The organism is Mannheimia granulomatis (assembly GCF_013377255.1).
GTDB classification, from domain to species: Bacteria; Pseudomonadota; Gammaproteobacteria; order Enterobacterales; family Pasteurellaceae; genus Mannheimia; species Mannheimia granulomatis.
This window is the reverse complement of the sequence record NZ_CP016614.1, coordinates 1623831-1636729: the sequence shown is the minus strand read 5'-3', so window position 1 is coordinate 1636729 and position 12899 is coordinate 1623831. Positions and strand designations below refer to the sequence as shown.

The 12899-nt window shown below is 39.0% G+C and carries 14 protein-coding genes; 2 read left to right on the top strand and 12 right to left on the bottom strand.

The features are described from left to right. Positions 1 to 9 precede the first annotated feature (9 nt). From eno to lexA, 6 genes are all read right to left on the bottom strand, one after another. Positions 10 to 1320, bottom strand: a complete 1311-nt coding sequence (eno, locus tag A6B41_RS07605) for a phosphopyruvate hydratase (RefSeq protein ID WP_027074238.1) — start codon at positions 1318 to 1320, stop codon at positions 10 to 12. 190 nt (positions 1321 to 1510) lie between these two features. After that, on the bottom strand, positions 1511 to 2689 hold the full coding sequence (gene rlmC, locus A6B41_RS07600) for a 23S rRNA (uracil(747)-C(5))-methyltransferase RlmC (protein WP_027074240.1): 1179 nt from the start codon (positions 2687 to 2689) through the stop codon (positions 1511 to 1513). Continuing rightward, positions 2682 to 3719: a beta-N-acetylhexosaminidase gene (gene nagZ / locus A6B41_RS07595; protein ID WP_027074241.1), complete on the bottom strand. Its 1038-nt coding sequence runs from the start codon at positions 3717 to 3719 to the stop codon at positions 2682 to 2684. The genes rlmC and nagZ overlap by 8 nt, the downstream gene beginning before the upstream one ends. Before the next feature lie 113 nt (positions 3720 to 3832). Then, the gene (locus tag A6B41_RS07590; RefSeq protein ID WP_027074242.1) at positions 3833 to 4564 is read right to left on the bottom strand and encodes a TerC family protein; all 732 of its coding nucleotides are present in this window, start codon (positions 4562 to 4564) and stop codon (positions 3833 to 3835) included. Between the two features lie 83 nt (positions 4565 to 4647). Continuing rightward, positions 4648 to 5340: a DNA mismatch repair endonuclease MutH gene (gene mutH, locus A6B41_RS07585; RefSeq protein ID WP_027074243.1), complete on the bottom strand. Its 693-nt coding sequence runs from the start codon at positions 5338 to 5340 to the stop codon at positions 4648 to 4650. Between the two features lie 126 nt (positions 5341 to 5466). Beyond that, positions 5467 to 6102: a transcriptional repressor LexA gene (gene lexA, locus A6B41_RS07580; protein ID WP_027074244.1), complete on the bottom strand. Its 636-nt coding sequence runs from the start codon at positions 6100 to 6102 to the stop codon at positions 5467 to 5469. A 163-nt stretch (positions 6103 to 6265) separates the two neighbouring features. On the opposite strand from lexA, the gene plsB reads away from it, so the two are divergent. After that, positions 6266 to 8722, top strand: coding sequence for a glycerol-3-phosphate 1-O-acyltransferase PlsB (plsB, locus tag A6B41_RS07575; protein WP_027074245.1), 2457 nt, complete (start codon positions 6266 to 6268; stop codon positions 8720 to 8722). 99 nt (positions 8723 to 8821) lie between these two features. Here the strand turns inward: plsB and A6B41_RS07570 are convergent, their stop codons facing one another. Both A6B41_RS07570 and A6B41_RS07565 read right to left on the bottom strand, forming a co-directional pair. Further along, positions 8822 to 9385, bottom strand: a complete 564-nt coding sequence (locus A6B41_RS07570) for an acetate uptake transporter (RefSeq protein WP_027074246.1) — start codon at positions 9383 to 9385, stop codon at positions 8822 to 8824. A 273-nt stretch (positions 9386 to 9658) separates the two neighbouring features. Further along, on the bottom strand, positions 9659 to 10288 hold the full coding sequence (locus tag A6B41_RS07565; RefSeq protein WP_027074247.1) for a histidine phosphatase family protein: 630 nt from the start codon (positions 10286 to 10288) through the stop codon (positions 9659 to 9661). Between the two features lie 49 nt (positions 10289 to 10337). Between A6B41_RS07565 and A6B41_RS07560 the strand changes: the two genes are divergently transcribed. After that, positions 10338 to 10967, top strand: coding sequence for a TIGR01621 family pseudouridine synthase (locus A6B41_RS07560; RefSeq protein WP_027074248.1), 630 nt, complete (start codon positions 10338 to 10340; stop codon positions 10965 to 10967). 11 nt (positions 10968 to 10978) lie between these two features. Here A6B41_RS07560 and A6B41_RS07555 read toward each other — a convergent pair whose 3' ends face one another. The 4 genes from A6B41_RS07555 to infC all read right to left on the bottom strand — a co-directional run bounded on the left by A6B41_RS07555 (position 10979) and on the right by infC (position 12870). Next, complete coding sequence (locus A6B41_RS07555; protein ID WP_027074249.1) at positions 10979 to 11254, bottom strand: hypothetical protein; 276 nt, start codon at positions 11252 to 11254, stop codon at positions 10979 to 10981. 126 nt (positions 11255 to 11380) lie between these two features. Beyond that, positions 11381 to 11734, bottom strand: coding sequence for a 50S ribosomal protein L20 (gene rplT, locus A6B41_RS07550; RefSeq protein WP_027074250.1), 354 nt, complete (start codon positions 11732 to 11734; stop codon positions 11381 to 11383). A gap of 101 nt (positions 11735 to 11835) precedes the next feature. Then, the gene (gene rpmI / locus A6B41_RS07545; RefSeq protein ID WP_005596065.1) at positions 11836 to 12033 is read right to left on the bottom strand and encodes a 50S ribosomal protein L35; all 198 of its coding nucleotides are present in this window, start codon (positions 12031 to 12033) and stop codon (positions 11836 to 11838) included. Positions 12034 to 12327: 294 nt separating this feature from the next. After that, on the bottom strand, positions 12328 to 12870 hold the full coding sequence (gene infC, locus A6B41_RS07540) for a translation initiation factor IF-3 (protein WP_080686561.1): 543 nt from the start codon (positions 12868 to 12870) through the stop codon (positions 12328 to 12330). Positions 12871 to 12899: the final 29 nt, after the last annotated feature.

The window sequence follows — 12899 nt, the reverse complement described above, 5'->3', positions numbered from 1 at the left end:
TATCAGCAATTACGCTTGACCTTTAATCTCACGACGACCGTTGAACGGAGCCGGTGTGCCAGCACGTTCTAACGCTTCTTCGATACGGATTAATTGGTTGTATTTCGCTACACGGTCAGAACGGCTCATAGAACCGGTTTTGATTTGACCTGCTGCTGTACCAACTGCTAAATCTGCAATGGTCGCATCTTCAGTTTCGCCTGAGCGGTGAGAGATGACTGCGGTGTAACCTGCATCTTTCGCCATCTTAATCGCTGCTAAGGTTTCAGTTAATGAACCGATTTGGTTGAATTTGATTAAGATAGAGTTTGCGATGCCGTTTTCGATACCACGAGCCAAGATTTTGGTGTTGGTTACGAATAAGTCATCACCTACTAATTGAACCTTGTCGCCTAATACTTTAGTTTGGTATGCGAAACCTTCCCAGTCAGACTCGTCTTGACCGTCTTCGATAGACACGATTGGGTACTCTTTGCATAAGCCTTCTAAGTAATGAGTGAATTCTTGTGAAGTGAAGGTTTTGCCTTCGCCTTTCATATCGTACACGTTACGTTCTTTATCATAGAACTCAGAAGATGCACAGTCCATTGCTAAAGTTACATCTTTACCTAACACATAACCCGCTTTTTCTACCGCTTCTTTAATACATGCTAATGCATCAGCATTAGACGCTAAGTTTGGTGCGAAACCACCTTCGTCACCTACCGCAGTATTTAAGCCTTTTGCTTTTAATACTTTTGCAAGATTGTGGAATACTTCTGCACCAATGCGTAATGCTTCTTTTAATGTTGATGCACCAACCGGTTGAATCATAAATTCTTGAATATCAACGTTGTTATCTGCGTGTTCACCACCGTTGATGATGTTCATCATCGGTAACGGCATAGAGTAAACGCCCGGAGTACCGTTTAATTCAGCGATGTAAGCATAAAGAGGTAAACCTTTAGATGCCGCTGCCGCTTTAGCGGTTGCTAAAGAAACGGCTAAGATTGCGTTTGCACCGAATTTAGATTTGTTTTCTGTACCGTCTAAATCGATCATGATTTGGTCGATTTCTGCTTGTGCAGTACCTTCTTTACCTACAAGTGCATTTGCAATTTCGTTGTTTACTGCTGAAACCGCTTTTAATACGCCTTTACCTAAGAAACGACCTTTATCGCCATCACGTAATTCTAATGCTTCACGTGAACCGGTAGAAGCACCAGATGGAGCAGCTGCTAAACCAACAAAGCCACCTTCTAAGTGAACTTCTGCTTCAACAGTTGGGTTACCACGAGAGTCGATGATTTCACGACCGATTACTTTAACAATTTTTGCCATTGTTGATATCCTCTAATGTGAGAGTTAATAGAAAAAAAGAATAGATATATATTAAAGCGATTTTCTGCTTTTGTCTTTTAAAAACCGCAATTCCGACAAATAATTTATCACTAATTTGATCTAAGACGATATTCGCTAAGATTATAGCAATATTTGCAAAAAACGGCAAAAAATTGACCCCTTGTAATGCTTACTTTTTGACTAAAAACGCCAAGGTTTCGTAGTGTGCAGTATGCGGAAACATATCAAAAAGTTGTACTTTGTGTAATTCATAATTGGTCAGTGATTCAAAGTCTTTTGCCATTGAATTAGCATTACAACTTGAATAAATCAAATAGGGCGAGCCGAGCTGATCAAGAAATTCTGCTAACGGTTTGCCAATACCTCGGCGAGGTGGATTGACAATCACTAAATCTGGCGTTGAGCCGGTTTCATTTAACGCAAATTGAGCTGAATCTAGTGAGGCGAATTTTACTTTATTTAAGCCAAGTTCGTTTGCTGATTTAGTTGCACTTTCAATAGCTGAAGCTGAAATCTCAATGCCGGTTAATTCCACATTAGGATTTTGACAAGCCAAGGTATTGGCACAATGTAAGCCAAAGCCGCCGACACCGCAGAAAAGATCCCAAAATTTTCCAATGGGCAAATCTTTAATCCATGTTTGTGCTGTCCGATAAAGTTCACTGGCAACTTGTGGATTAGTCTGAAAAAAGCCTTGTGGACGAATAAACAGCGGTACTCCGTTGAAATATTCTTTAATCACTTTCTGTTCAGTAAGAAAAATTTCCTTTTCGCCCTCGAGTAAAGCTGCGTGTTGGGGCTGAATATTAAGGCTCACCACTGAGTTTGTAGGCAACTTTTCCAACAGCTTTGGCAGCTCTCGTTCGACTAATGCTCGTTTGGTTTCGCTTCTTACCACAAAGCGTAACATAAGTGATTGATTATATTGGCTTTCGGTAATCAGAATATATTTCAGCTCACCTTTTTTCTTCGCAATGTTATACGGCACCAAGCCTGCTCGGGCGATAAAGTCTTTCAGAATGGGAAATAGTGTCGTAAATGAAGTAGGGTAGAGTGAGCAGTCGGTTAAATCAATGCCGCTTTGCACATCATTTTGATCTTTTAAAATACCGAGAATCGGACGTTCCACACTGCCGGAAACTATCATTTTGGCTTTATTGCGAAAATGAGAAAGAGGAGAGGAGACAAGCGGTAATATTTCCGTTTTATTTTGCAAAATAAAAGGTGAAATTAACCGCTTGAGATCAGCTAATTTATCGGATAATTGAGTGCTATAAGGCTTTTCAAGCCATTGGCAAGAAGTACAATTACCACGTTCAAAATGAGAACATTGCAACATATTAGGCATTGGCTTCTTTCCACTCTAACCATTTGTTTTGTAAGGTGGTTAGCTCAAGTTGTGCTCGCTTGTAGCGGGAGCTATTTTCCAGCTCTTGCCAACTGATTGTTTTACGTTTCATCAATGATAAATGACGTTCTTTTTGAGCTTGGGTTGGTTGATATTTCAAGCTATCTAATACTTGAACAACGCCACCCGGTTCATTGCAAAGTAAGAGTAAATCACAACCTGCTTGAATAGCTTTTTCCGAACGTTCTACGAAATTCCCCATAAAACCGGCACCTTTCATGCCTAAATCGTCTGAGAAAATTACACCGTTGAAATTTAATTGTTTACGTAGCACTTCTTTTAACCAATAGATTGAGCCGCTTGCAGGCTGGCTATCACATTGGGTATAAACTACGTGTGCAGGCATAATTGCGGAAAGCTTACCTTTAGAAATAAGCTGTTTGAATGGTTGGATATCGTGCTCAAAAATCATTTCTCGTGGACGATCATCAAAAGGGGTTTCTAAATGTGAATCGGCTAATACATGCCCGTGACCGGGGAAGTGCTTACCTGTGGTCGCCATGCCTATTTCAATCATGCCATCGATGAAAGCCTCAGCTATCGGTAAAATTGCACTGGGATCTTGCCCAAATGAACGGTCGCCAATTGCTTTGCATTCATGGCCTAAATCCAATACGGGGGCAAAACTTAAATCAATGTCTAATGCAAACATTTCAGCAGCCATTAGCCAGCCTGATTCTTTTGCGATTTGGGTAGCTTCGGCTTCGGTTGTGGCAAGTTGTTTGAAAGATTGCATTGCCGGTAATTTGGTAAACCCTTCACGGAAACGTTGCACACGTCCGCCTTCTTGATCGACTGTAATCAACAGTGGCTTTTTCACCCTTTGGCGAATGTCTTTCACTAATGCTTGCATTTGGGCTTTATCATAAAAATTACGGGTAAATAAAATCAGCCCTGAAACCAGAGGATGTTCTAACATTTCCACTTCTTCTTGGGTAAGTTCTTTATCTTTAATATCAATCAGTAACATAATTTTGAGTTAGAATAATTTGTAAAAAAATTGGGTAAAACGACCGCTTGTTAGGGGTATTGTACATTAAAAAGCCCTTGATTTTCATCAAGGGCTGTTAAAAGGATAAGCAATTATACTTGTTCAAGCTTTTCTTGATTGCTACGCATCTTTATGTTGAGCATTTCCACAATCACGGAGAAGCCCATTGCGGTGTAAACAGCTGCTTTTGGTATGTGAATATCGAAACCTTCGGCAATTAATACGATACCGATTAAAATCAAGAAGGCGAGTGCTAAGTTTTTGATAGTTGGATTATTATCTACGAAATCGCCAATGCTTTTTGCTGCTAACATCATCACTGCCACTGCAATCACAATCGCGATTACCATAACCGGAATATCTTTTGCCATTGCAACAGCCGTAATCACAGAATCAAGCGAGAATACAACATCAAAAATGGCAATTTGAGTTAAAATCATGAAAAAGCTTGCTGTTTTACTAGTTGCTTGGTTTTCTTCATGGGATTCGGCAGCGATAGATTCTTTTAATTCCATTGCACTTTTTACGATAAGGAAAATACCGCCGAGTAATAAAATCAGATCACGTCCAGAAATTTCATTGCCTGCAACGTTAAAGAGAGGATCGACCAAGCGCATCATCCAAGCGAACGAAAGTAATAGCAGGATGCGGGTTCCCATCGCAAGAGCCAAGCCAATAATACGTGCAGATTGGCGTTGATGTACTGGTAGGCGAGAAACCAAAATACTAATTACAATAATATTATCGATACCTAACACGATTTCAAGCCCGGTTAAGGTTAAAAGTGCGATCCAGGCTTCGGGGTTTGCAATCCAATCAAACATAAAATATCCTTCAAAAAATAGGGGGATTAATTGTTTTTTTCTATCCAAAAAAGGAGGACATCATATAGAGAGTTGAGCAAAATTTAAAGGGGGTAATGCAAAAAGTTTTGTAAAATTTCAGCCGTAAATTGTTTGCGTAAATAAAAGCCTAAAGGCAGAGATTGCACCAGCTCACCTTTATTATTGATCGCGGGGGCAAGTGAGTGGCTATTCCTACCTTTTGGGCGAAGCTGCAATACCTCTCCAAGTGTAGCGTTAATTTCATTAAGCTTACCTAACACAATCATTTCCATAAGCTCTTCCCAATCCTGTTGCAGACGATATTCTTGCTCAACGGAAGGCGACCATAAAATCGGCTGCCCTATATGGCGTTGGTAGAGTGGAATTGTGCGTTTACCTTCAACCGGAATCCATAAAACACGAGAGAGTTTATGTCGAACATGGCAACTTTGCCAAGTAATGCCATTATTCTGTGTTAGTGGCGCAAGGCTGACAAAGGTTGTTTCTAAAGGCAAGCCTTTTTCATTAACAGGAATAGTTTTAAGTTCAATACCAAGGTGTGCAAAATCTTGTTCGGCTTTACTACCGGCTTTTGCACCTAATGCCGTTTCAATTAACATACCCACCCAGCCTTTATCTCGTTTTAAATCCATGGGTATAGGCATATTCAACATTTCGGCAATTTCACCTAAGGTAAAGCCTGCCAACCATTGTGCTTTGGTTAGCAATTCCTGTTCAGTATGAGAAAAGCTGGCAAGCTGAGGCGAATTTTTCATAGAGAAGAAAGGATACAAGCGGTCAAATTCTATTATTTTTTTGCAATTTGTAGGGCGAATCAATATTCGCCCTTTTCGATATTATCGGCTGTAGTAGGGAGGATTCATTTTAACCCTAATAATATTCTACATCCAAGCATTGCTACGAATAACACCCACGGCAATGCCTTCAATCTCAATATATTCTTGGGTTGGGTTGACCACAATTGGCTTTAACTCATCGTTTTCAGGATGCAAATAGATTAATTCGCCTTTTTTCTCTAAGCGTTTAACGGTGACTTCATCATTAACACGGGCAACAACCACTTGACCGTTACGGGCCGAGTTAGTTTTATGAACGGCTAATAAGTCGCCATCCAAAATACCGATTTTTTCCATGGAATTGCCGTTTACTTTTAGTAAATAGTCAGCAGCCGGGTTAAACATCGCACCGTTTACCGGATAATGATTTTCTACGTGTTCAACAGCTAAGATAGGGGTGCCGGCAGCCACTTTACCAATAAGCGGTAAGCCTTCATCTGCGTCATTAGCTGCTTCAGCTTCATCATTAACCAAAATACGAATGCCTCGAGATGTGCCTGAAAGCATCTCAATATAGCCTTTACGGGCAAGTGCTTTTAAATGCTCTTCTGCTGCGTTGGGTGACTTAAAGCCTATTTCTCTCGCAATTTCCACACGTGTTGGAGGCATTCCTGTCTTTTCAATATGATTTTTTACGAAATCAAAAATTTCTTGTTGGCGAGCAGTTAAATGTTTACGCATTTGAATATCCTTACTGGCTTTATATACAGAAAATGTTGATAGTATATACAGTATTTTTGGTTTTGTAACTAATAATTTCACAAAATTATGTAAAAAATTATGGTAGAATGGTGTGTCTTAGAGGTTAGACCTCCAAAAATAACTATTCTAAAGGGATATTAATATGTCTGGCTTATTAAATTGTTATCGAACCCTATTAAATTTACCTCTTTCACTTTTAGTGAAGTCTCGTGCTATTCCTAATGATCCTATAAGAGAATTGGCACTCAACCTTGAGCAACCTATTGTCTATGTGTTGCCATATACCTCACAAACCGATTTATTGATTTTACAAAAAAACTGTTTGGCATTAAATTTACCCGATCCATTGCAAGATAATATGATTGATGGTCAGACTTTACCCCGTTTTGTCTTTTTAGACGAAGGTCGCCGTTTCTTTAAATCAAAGGGGGCAAAAAGCGAAACAGAATCGCTTTTTTATCGTTATTTAGATTTACATCGTGAAAATCAAGAGTTAGATGTGCAAATAGTGCCTGTCTCTGTGTTATGGGGGCGAGCTCCGGGTAAAGAAGATGCTCGCTATTTACAGGTTTTAACCTCATTCCAACGCTTTATTTCAATGATTTGGTCGGGGCGTGATAATTTTGTCCGTTTTTCTCAGGCGGTATCTTTGCGTTATATGGTTACCGAGCATGGAGCGGATGAAAAAATTGCTCAAAAAGTGGCAAGGGTAGCTAAAATTCACTTTGCTAAATTACGTTATTCTGCAATGGGACCTCGTTTGCCTAATCGTGAGGCAATGTTTAATAAAATCCTTAATTCTGAGGTGATTCAAGCCGCCATTGCAGAAGAAGCTAAAAAATCTTCTCCGGAAAAAGCGCGTAAAGAAGCTGAAAAAATTATTAATGAAATTGCCGCAGATGTAAAACATGAGAGCTTAAGAGTAGCAGATCGTGTGTTAAGTTGGCTTTGGAATAAATTATATCAAGGCATTAATGTAAAAAACGCTGATCGTGTACGTAAATTAGCCTTGGAAGGGCATGAGATTGTTTATGTGCCGTGTCACCGTAGTCACATGGACTATTTGCTTTTATCTTATTTACTTTATCATCAAGGTTTAGTTCCACCACATATTGCTGCCGGTATTAATCTGAATTTCTGGCCGGCAGGTCCGATTTTCCGTAGCTGGGGAGCATTCTTTATTCGTCGTACTTTTAAAGGAAATCGCCTGTATTCTACAATTTTCCGTGAATATTTAGCAGAGTTATTTTATCGCGGTTATTCGGTGGAGTATTTCATCGAAGGGGGGCGTTCTCGTACAGGACGTTTGTTAGAACCAAAAACAGGTATGATGTCGATGACCTTACAGGCTCTTCAGCGTGGTTTAAATCGTCCGCTTAGCATTGTGCCTGTGTACATCGGTTATGAGCATGTGCTTGAAGTAGATACTTACGCTAAAGAATTACGCGGTGCAGCCAAAGAGAAAGAGAATGCGGGTTTGGTGTTGCGTGTGATTAAAAAACTGAAAAATTTAGGGCAGGGTTATGTTAATTTTGGTGAGCCGATTCAAGTAAATAATTACCTTAATCAACATTTCCCTGAGTGGAAAGAGTCATCGGAGGATAATCGTCCTAAATGGTTAAATGAGGCTGTAGATAACATCGCAAACCAAGTGATGGTCAATATTAATAAGGCGGCAGCGGTAAATGCGAAAAACTTGGTCGGTTCTGCTTTATTAGCGTCCCGTCAGCGTGCGTTATCTCGTGAGCAGGTAATTGAACAGCTGGAAAGTTATGTTCAGTTATTTAGAAATGTGCCTTATTCAAAAGAGGTTACTTTACCCGAAGAGTCTGTGGAAGATATGTTAAATCATGTTATCCAATTGCCTCGTTCAGGCGTTTGCATTGAAAAAGATAGTTTTGGTGAGTTGATTCGTTTAGATAGAGAATCAGCCGTACTGATGACTTATTATCGTAACAATGTTCAGCATCTGTTTGTATTGCCGGCTTTAGTGGCAAGTATGGTGTTACACCACGAAGCGATTTCAAAAGATTTGGTAATTCAAGCAGTAAACCGAATTTATCCGTTCTTACAAGCTGAATTATTCCTACATTTTAAACAAGAGGAAGTCAGCAAGCATATTGAAGCTATTATTGCAGAATTTGTTCGCCAAGGTGTAATTAAAAACGAAAGCGATATGTTGATGATTAGCCGTCCGCATATCCGTACACTACAACTGCACTCTGCGGGCGTGCGTGAGATTTTACAACGCTACTATATCAGCTTGAGTGTGTTACTCGAGCAGCCGGGAATCAGCCGAGGTGCTTTGGAAAAAGAGAGTAGTTCGATTGCTCAGCGTTTATCCGTATTACACGGCATTAACGCACCGGAATTCTTTGATAAAGCAATTTTCTCAACCTTTAGTGCAAGCTTAAAAGAGCAAGGATATTTCGATGCTTCAGATAATTTGGTTGTTGAAAAAGTTAAAGAAACGGAAAGTTTGCTATGTAGCTTAATTTCAATTGAAGTTCAACAAACTATTCAAGGTTCTATGGTAAAACTTGAAGTGGAAAAAACAGAGCAAATTGAAGTTGAGAAAAAAACTCAGAAAGAGGCGTAAGCAAGCGGTTATTTTTACGTTAAAATTTGCAAATTAGAGATGAAATAAAAAAGCTGAATGTAGCAACATTCAGCTTTTTTAATTTTTAATACAAAAAGATTATTTCGGTTCGCCAATTGGTAAAATGGTTCTACCAAAGCTTTCGTTGATAATATCTGCAGCGGCTAAGTAGAATGCACAGAATGCAGTTAATAAACCAAAGTTTCCACCAATATTTGTTAACGAACTGTTATGGGTAAAGTCACCTGCGGCTAACAAGTAGAATGTAATGGTTAAGAATAAGAAAATCGCTTGTAATGCACGAGCTTTCGCAAGAGTGCCAATAAACATCATTAATGTAAATGTTCCCCAAGCTACTAAATACCAGCCGATAAATTCCGGCGATACTGTTGATGCGAAAAATACTTTAAATAATGCAAAAGACCACCAGAATGCACCGTAGCTAGTGAAAGCAGTAAAACCAAAAGTATTACCTTTAGCGAATTCAAACATACCTGCGATCATCTGTGCTGTACCACCGAATGCAAATCCCATTGCTAATACTAAGCCTACATTTTCACCGCTGAATGTGCCATTGTTGATTAAGCTAAGTAAAAAAGTAGTCAATGCAAAACCGCATAAACCGAGCGGAGCCGGGTTAGTTCCTGAATTTGGAGCTGACATTTAAAACCTCTATATTGTTATTTTTTGCGTAAATTAACGCTATTTAATTCCTATGATTTCTCTAAAAAGAGAGATCATTTTTCGACCTAAAATTTAGGGCGATAAAGTATAGCGATTTTGCAATGAATTGACTAGAAATTTCATATTTTATAGCAGTTTTTTGTGAAATTTTTCAGAAAATCGACCGCTTATTATGTTTTAAGTTGTTATTGATGAATGAGAGATTAAAACACAACAAATGATTGCTACTTTTTATTTTTTTAATTTGGCTCGCTATAAATGAGCGGTATTATTAAAATCAATAACTTCAACCTTACCGTTATCTACTTTCACTTTTGTAATCGCGGTGTTGATCACAAAGCAATGTTTTTCTTCATTACGGAAATCTTGCCAAGGAATACCTTTTAACACTGCGGTTAATAAAGTAAGCGTCATGCCATGAGAGACGATTAATACATGCTGATCATTTTTATGCAGTTCAGCAATGTGGTTAAATGCATTGGTAACGCGTTGATAAAGCTGCTCAAACACCTCGCCTCCATTGCTTTGGGCTTGGTATTCCGCCGGTGTGCGCTTCATTACCCAATATTCGTCATGTTCTTGTAAATCAACAGATTTTACGCCCTCCCAAGAGCCAAAATTAAATTCATTGAGTCCCCAGTGGTGGAAATGGGGAATATTGGATAGCTCATTTTCTGCTAAAATATAGTTAGCGGTATCTTGGGCGCGTTTTTGCATACTGGAATAGGCAGCACGAAATGGAATATTTTTAAGGGCAACTCCGGCTTTTTTCGCTCCGTTAATCCCTTCTTCTACTAAAGCTGAATCGCCTGAACCTTGTAATCTACCTTCAATATTCCAGACGGTTTTACCATGTCTGACTAAATAAATTGTAAGTGCCATTGAATTTCCTTGTTAAAATAATCAAAAAATTAAAAGAGATTATAGCAAAATGAATACAGAATTGATGATTTGTTATCAACATCATGATTTTATTATTATCAATAAGCCTGAGGGGGTAAGCGTGCATAAAGACGAGGAAGAGATTGGCTTAACTGAACAGGTAGCAAAACAGCTTAATGTCGAACAGGTTTGGCTGGTTCACCGTTTAGATAAAATCACCTCCGGCTTATTGATTTTAGCTTTAAATAAAGAGGCCGCAGTGCGGTTTTATCATTTGTTCGAGCAGCACAAAATTCAGAAAACTTACTGGGCGTTGAGTGATAAAAAGCCGAAGAAAAAGCAAGGAAAGATTGTGGGGGATATGGAAAAATCCCGTAATGGGGCATGGAAGCTGTGCCATAGTAAAGAAAATCCCGCAGTCACACAATTTACCTCTTACTCTGTCGAAGTTCCTTTACGCCATTTTCTTCTGCAACCCAAAACCGGCAAAACACATCAGTTAAGGGTTGCGATGAAAAGCTTAGGTAGCCCGATTTTAGGTGATAGGCTCTATTCGGGAACGGCAGCAGATAGAGTTTACTTACATGCTTATCAGCTTGATTTTGAATATGATGGCGAAAGAATCTGCGTAAATGCAGAGCCTACAAGCGGTCAACTTTGGCAAAAAATTTGCCAATAGATAAGCTTATTTTACCAACCGCGATAACGCCCAAATCCATGATGATATCCTATGCTAGGATAAATTACAGGCCTTACAATTTGTGTTGCAGTGCTTTTAGCTCGTTTATCACTTTGGTTTAATGGCTCGTCATTTGGTTTCTCATTTGGATTAACAGTTTGTTTGGAGATAATACGTTGTTGGTAATCTGCCACTGCTTGCATATCCATTGGCACACTACTCTGTTGAACTGGTGTTGAGCAAGCTGTTAGCATTGCTGGTAAGGTAATTAAAATCAGTTTTTTCATATTTCCCTCATTTGCAAAAAATATCAGCTTTTTGACCGCTTATTTGGAATTTAATTCATGAAAATAGTCTATTTTCTAATAAAAAAGGACGCCTATTAAGGGGCGTCCTCATCTCTATTCTTTAAATTAAAGAGCAGATTTTGCTTTTTCAACAAGTTCTGCGAAAGCAACTTTGTCGAATACAGCGATGTCAGCTAAGATCTTACGGTCAATTTCAACAGATGCTTTTTTCAAGCCGTTGATGAATTTGCTGTAAGATAAACCATTTTGACGAGCAGCCGCGTTGATACGAGCAATCCATAATTGACGGAATTGACGTTTACGTTGACGGCGGTCACGGTAAGCATATTGACCAGCTTTAATCACTGCTTGGAACGCAACGCGATAAACACGCGAACGCGCACCATAATAACCTTTAGCAGCCTTAAGAACTTTCTTATGGCGTGCTCTTGCAATAACACCACGTTTTACACGAGCCATTATTTAATCTCCTAAATTGTCTTTGGGCATTTGCCCACATTTATAAACTAAAAATTAACTAATCCGTACGTCCGTACTTATCTACGCAACCTAAAAAAGGCTTATGCGTATGGTAAGCAGGCTACTACTAATACTTGGTCAGCTTTTGCAACCATTGATTTGTGACGTAAGTGACGTTTACGTTTAGTGGTTTTCTTAGTCAAAATGTGACGTAAGTGAGATTGTTTACGTTTGAAACCGCCTGAAGCTGTTTTTTTGAAACGCTTAGCAGCACCACGTACTGTTTTAATTTTAGGCATTGTTTTAAAAACTCCGCATTGTTTAAGTTTACTTCATTGTCATTAGGCGGATTACACATTCTGAAGCCGAATAATCATTCGGCTATATGGAAATCTCTTGGAAGCACTAATCACATTCCTATGCAATTAACATTACTATTTCAAAGCAAATCAGGCTGCTGAGTCTGCCTGTTTGCTTTGTTGCTTAAAAAAGCTTGCGAATTTTAGCGAAAATATGACCGCTATGCAAGTAAAAATAATAGATTATTCCGATAAAAAAGCACATAAAAATTATGTGCTTTATATAAGGTCAGATTATTTTTTCTTAGGTGCGATGACCATTACCACTTGACGACCTTCAAGTTTGCCCGGTGCTGATTCGATCATTGCGACTTCTGCTGTATCGGCTTTTACACGCTCTAATACGTCCATACCAATTTCTTGGTGAGCCATTTCACGACCACGGAAACGCACGGTAATTTTTACTTTATCGCCGTCTTCCAAGAAGCGCATAATACTGCGAAGTTTCACTTGGTAATCACCTTCATCAGTACCCGGACGGAATTTGATTTCCTTCACTTGGACAACTTTTTGTTTTTTCTTTTGCTCTTTTGCAGCTTTTTCTTTTTCGTAGATGAACTTACCATAGTTCATAATACGACAAACCGGTGGTTCAGCATTTGGGCTAATTTCAACTAAGTCTAACTCAGCTTCTTCAGCCTTTGCTAATGCTTCTTGAATTGATACGATACCAACTTGTTCACCATTTTCATCGGTTAGGCGAACTTCTTTCACGCCACGAATTTCATCATTAAGACGGTGGGCACGATTTGTCTGAACACGTTTTACAGGTTTAATAGTATAATTCCTTCTAGGTTGGTTAAAAT

What these genes read in the sequence shown, in the direction of transcription:
- mutH (WP_027074243.1), bottom strand. Translation starts at nt 5,340, where the DNA reads ATGAAAAATTCGCCTCAGCTTGCCAGCTTTTCTCATACTGAACAGGAA.
- A6B41_RS07555 (WP_027074249.1), bottom strand. Translation starts at nt 11,254, where the DNA reads ATGAAAAAACTGATTTTAATTACCTTACCAGCAATGCTAACAGCTTGC.
- rpmI (WP_005596065.1), bottom strand. Translation starts at nt 12,033, where the DNA reads ATGCCTAAAATTAAAACAGTACGTGGTGCTGCTAAGCGTTTCAAAAAA.
- plsB (WP_027074245.1), top strand. Translation starts at nt 6,266, where the DNA reads ATGTCTGGCTTATTAAATTGTTATCGAACCCTATTAAATTTACCTCTT.
- lexA (WP_027074244.1), bottom strand. Translation starts at nt 6,102, where the DNA reads ATGCGTAAACATTTAACTGCTCGCCAACAAGAAATTTTTGATTTCGTA.
- A6B41_RS07565 (WP_027074247.1), bottom strand. Translation starts at nt 10,288, where the DNA reads ATGGCACTTACAATTTATTTAGTCAGACATGGTAAAACCGTCTGGAAT.
- rlmC (WP_027074240.1), bottom strand. Translation starts at nt 2,689, where the DNA reads ATGCCTAATATGTTGCAATGTTCTCATTTTGAACGTGGTAATTGTACT.
- nagZ (WP_027074241.1), bottom strand. Translation starts at nt 3,719, where the DNA reads ATGTTACTGATTGATATTAAAGATAAAGAACTTACCCAAGAAGAAGTG.
- A6B41_RS07560 (WP_027074248.1), top strand. Translation starts at nt 10,338, where the DNA reads ATGAATACAGAATTGATGATTTGTTATCAACATCATGATTTTATTATT.
- A6B41_RS07590 (WP_027074242.1), bottom strand. Translation starts at nt 4,564, where the DNA reads ATGTTTGATTGGATTGCAAACCCCGAAGCCTGGATCGCACTTTTAACC.
- A6B41_RS07570 (WP_027074246.1), bottom strand. Translation starts at nt 9,385, where the DNA reads ATGTCAGCTCCAAATTCAGGAACTAACCCGGCTCCGCTCGGTTTATGC.
- eno (WP_027074238.1), bottom strand. Translation starts at nt 1,320, where the DNA reads ATGGCAAAAATTGTTAAAGTAATCGGTCGTGAAATCATCGACTCTCGT.
- rplT (WP_027074250.1), bottom strand. Translation starts at nt 11,734, where the DNA reads ATGGCTCGTGTAAAACGTGGTGTTATTGCAAGAGCACGCCATAAGAAA.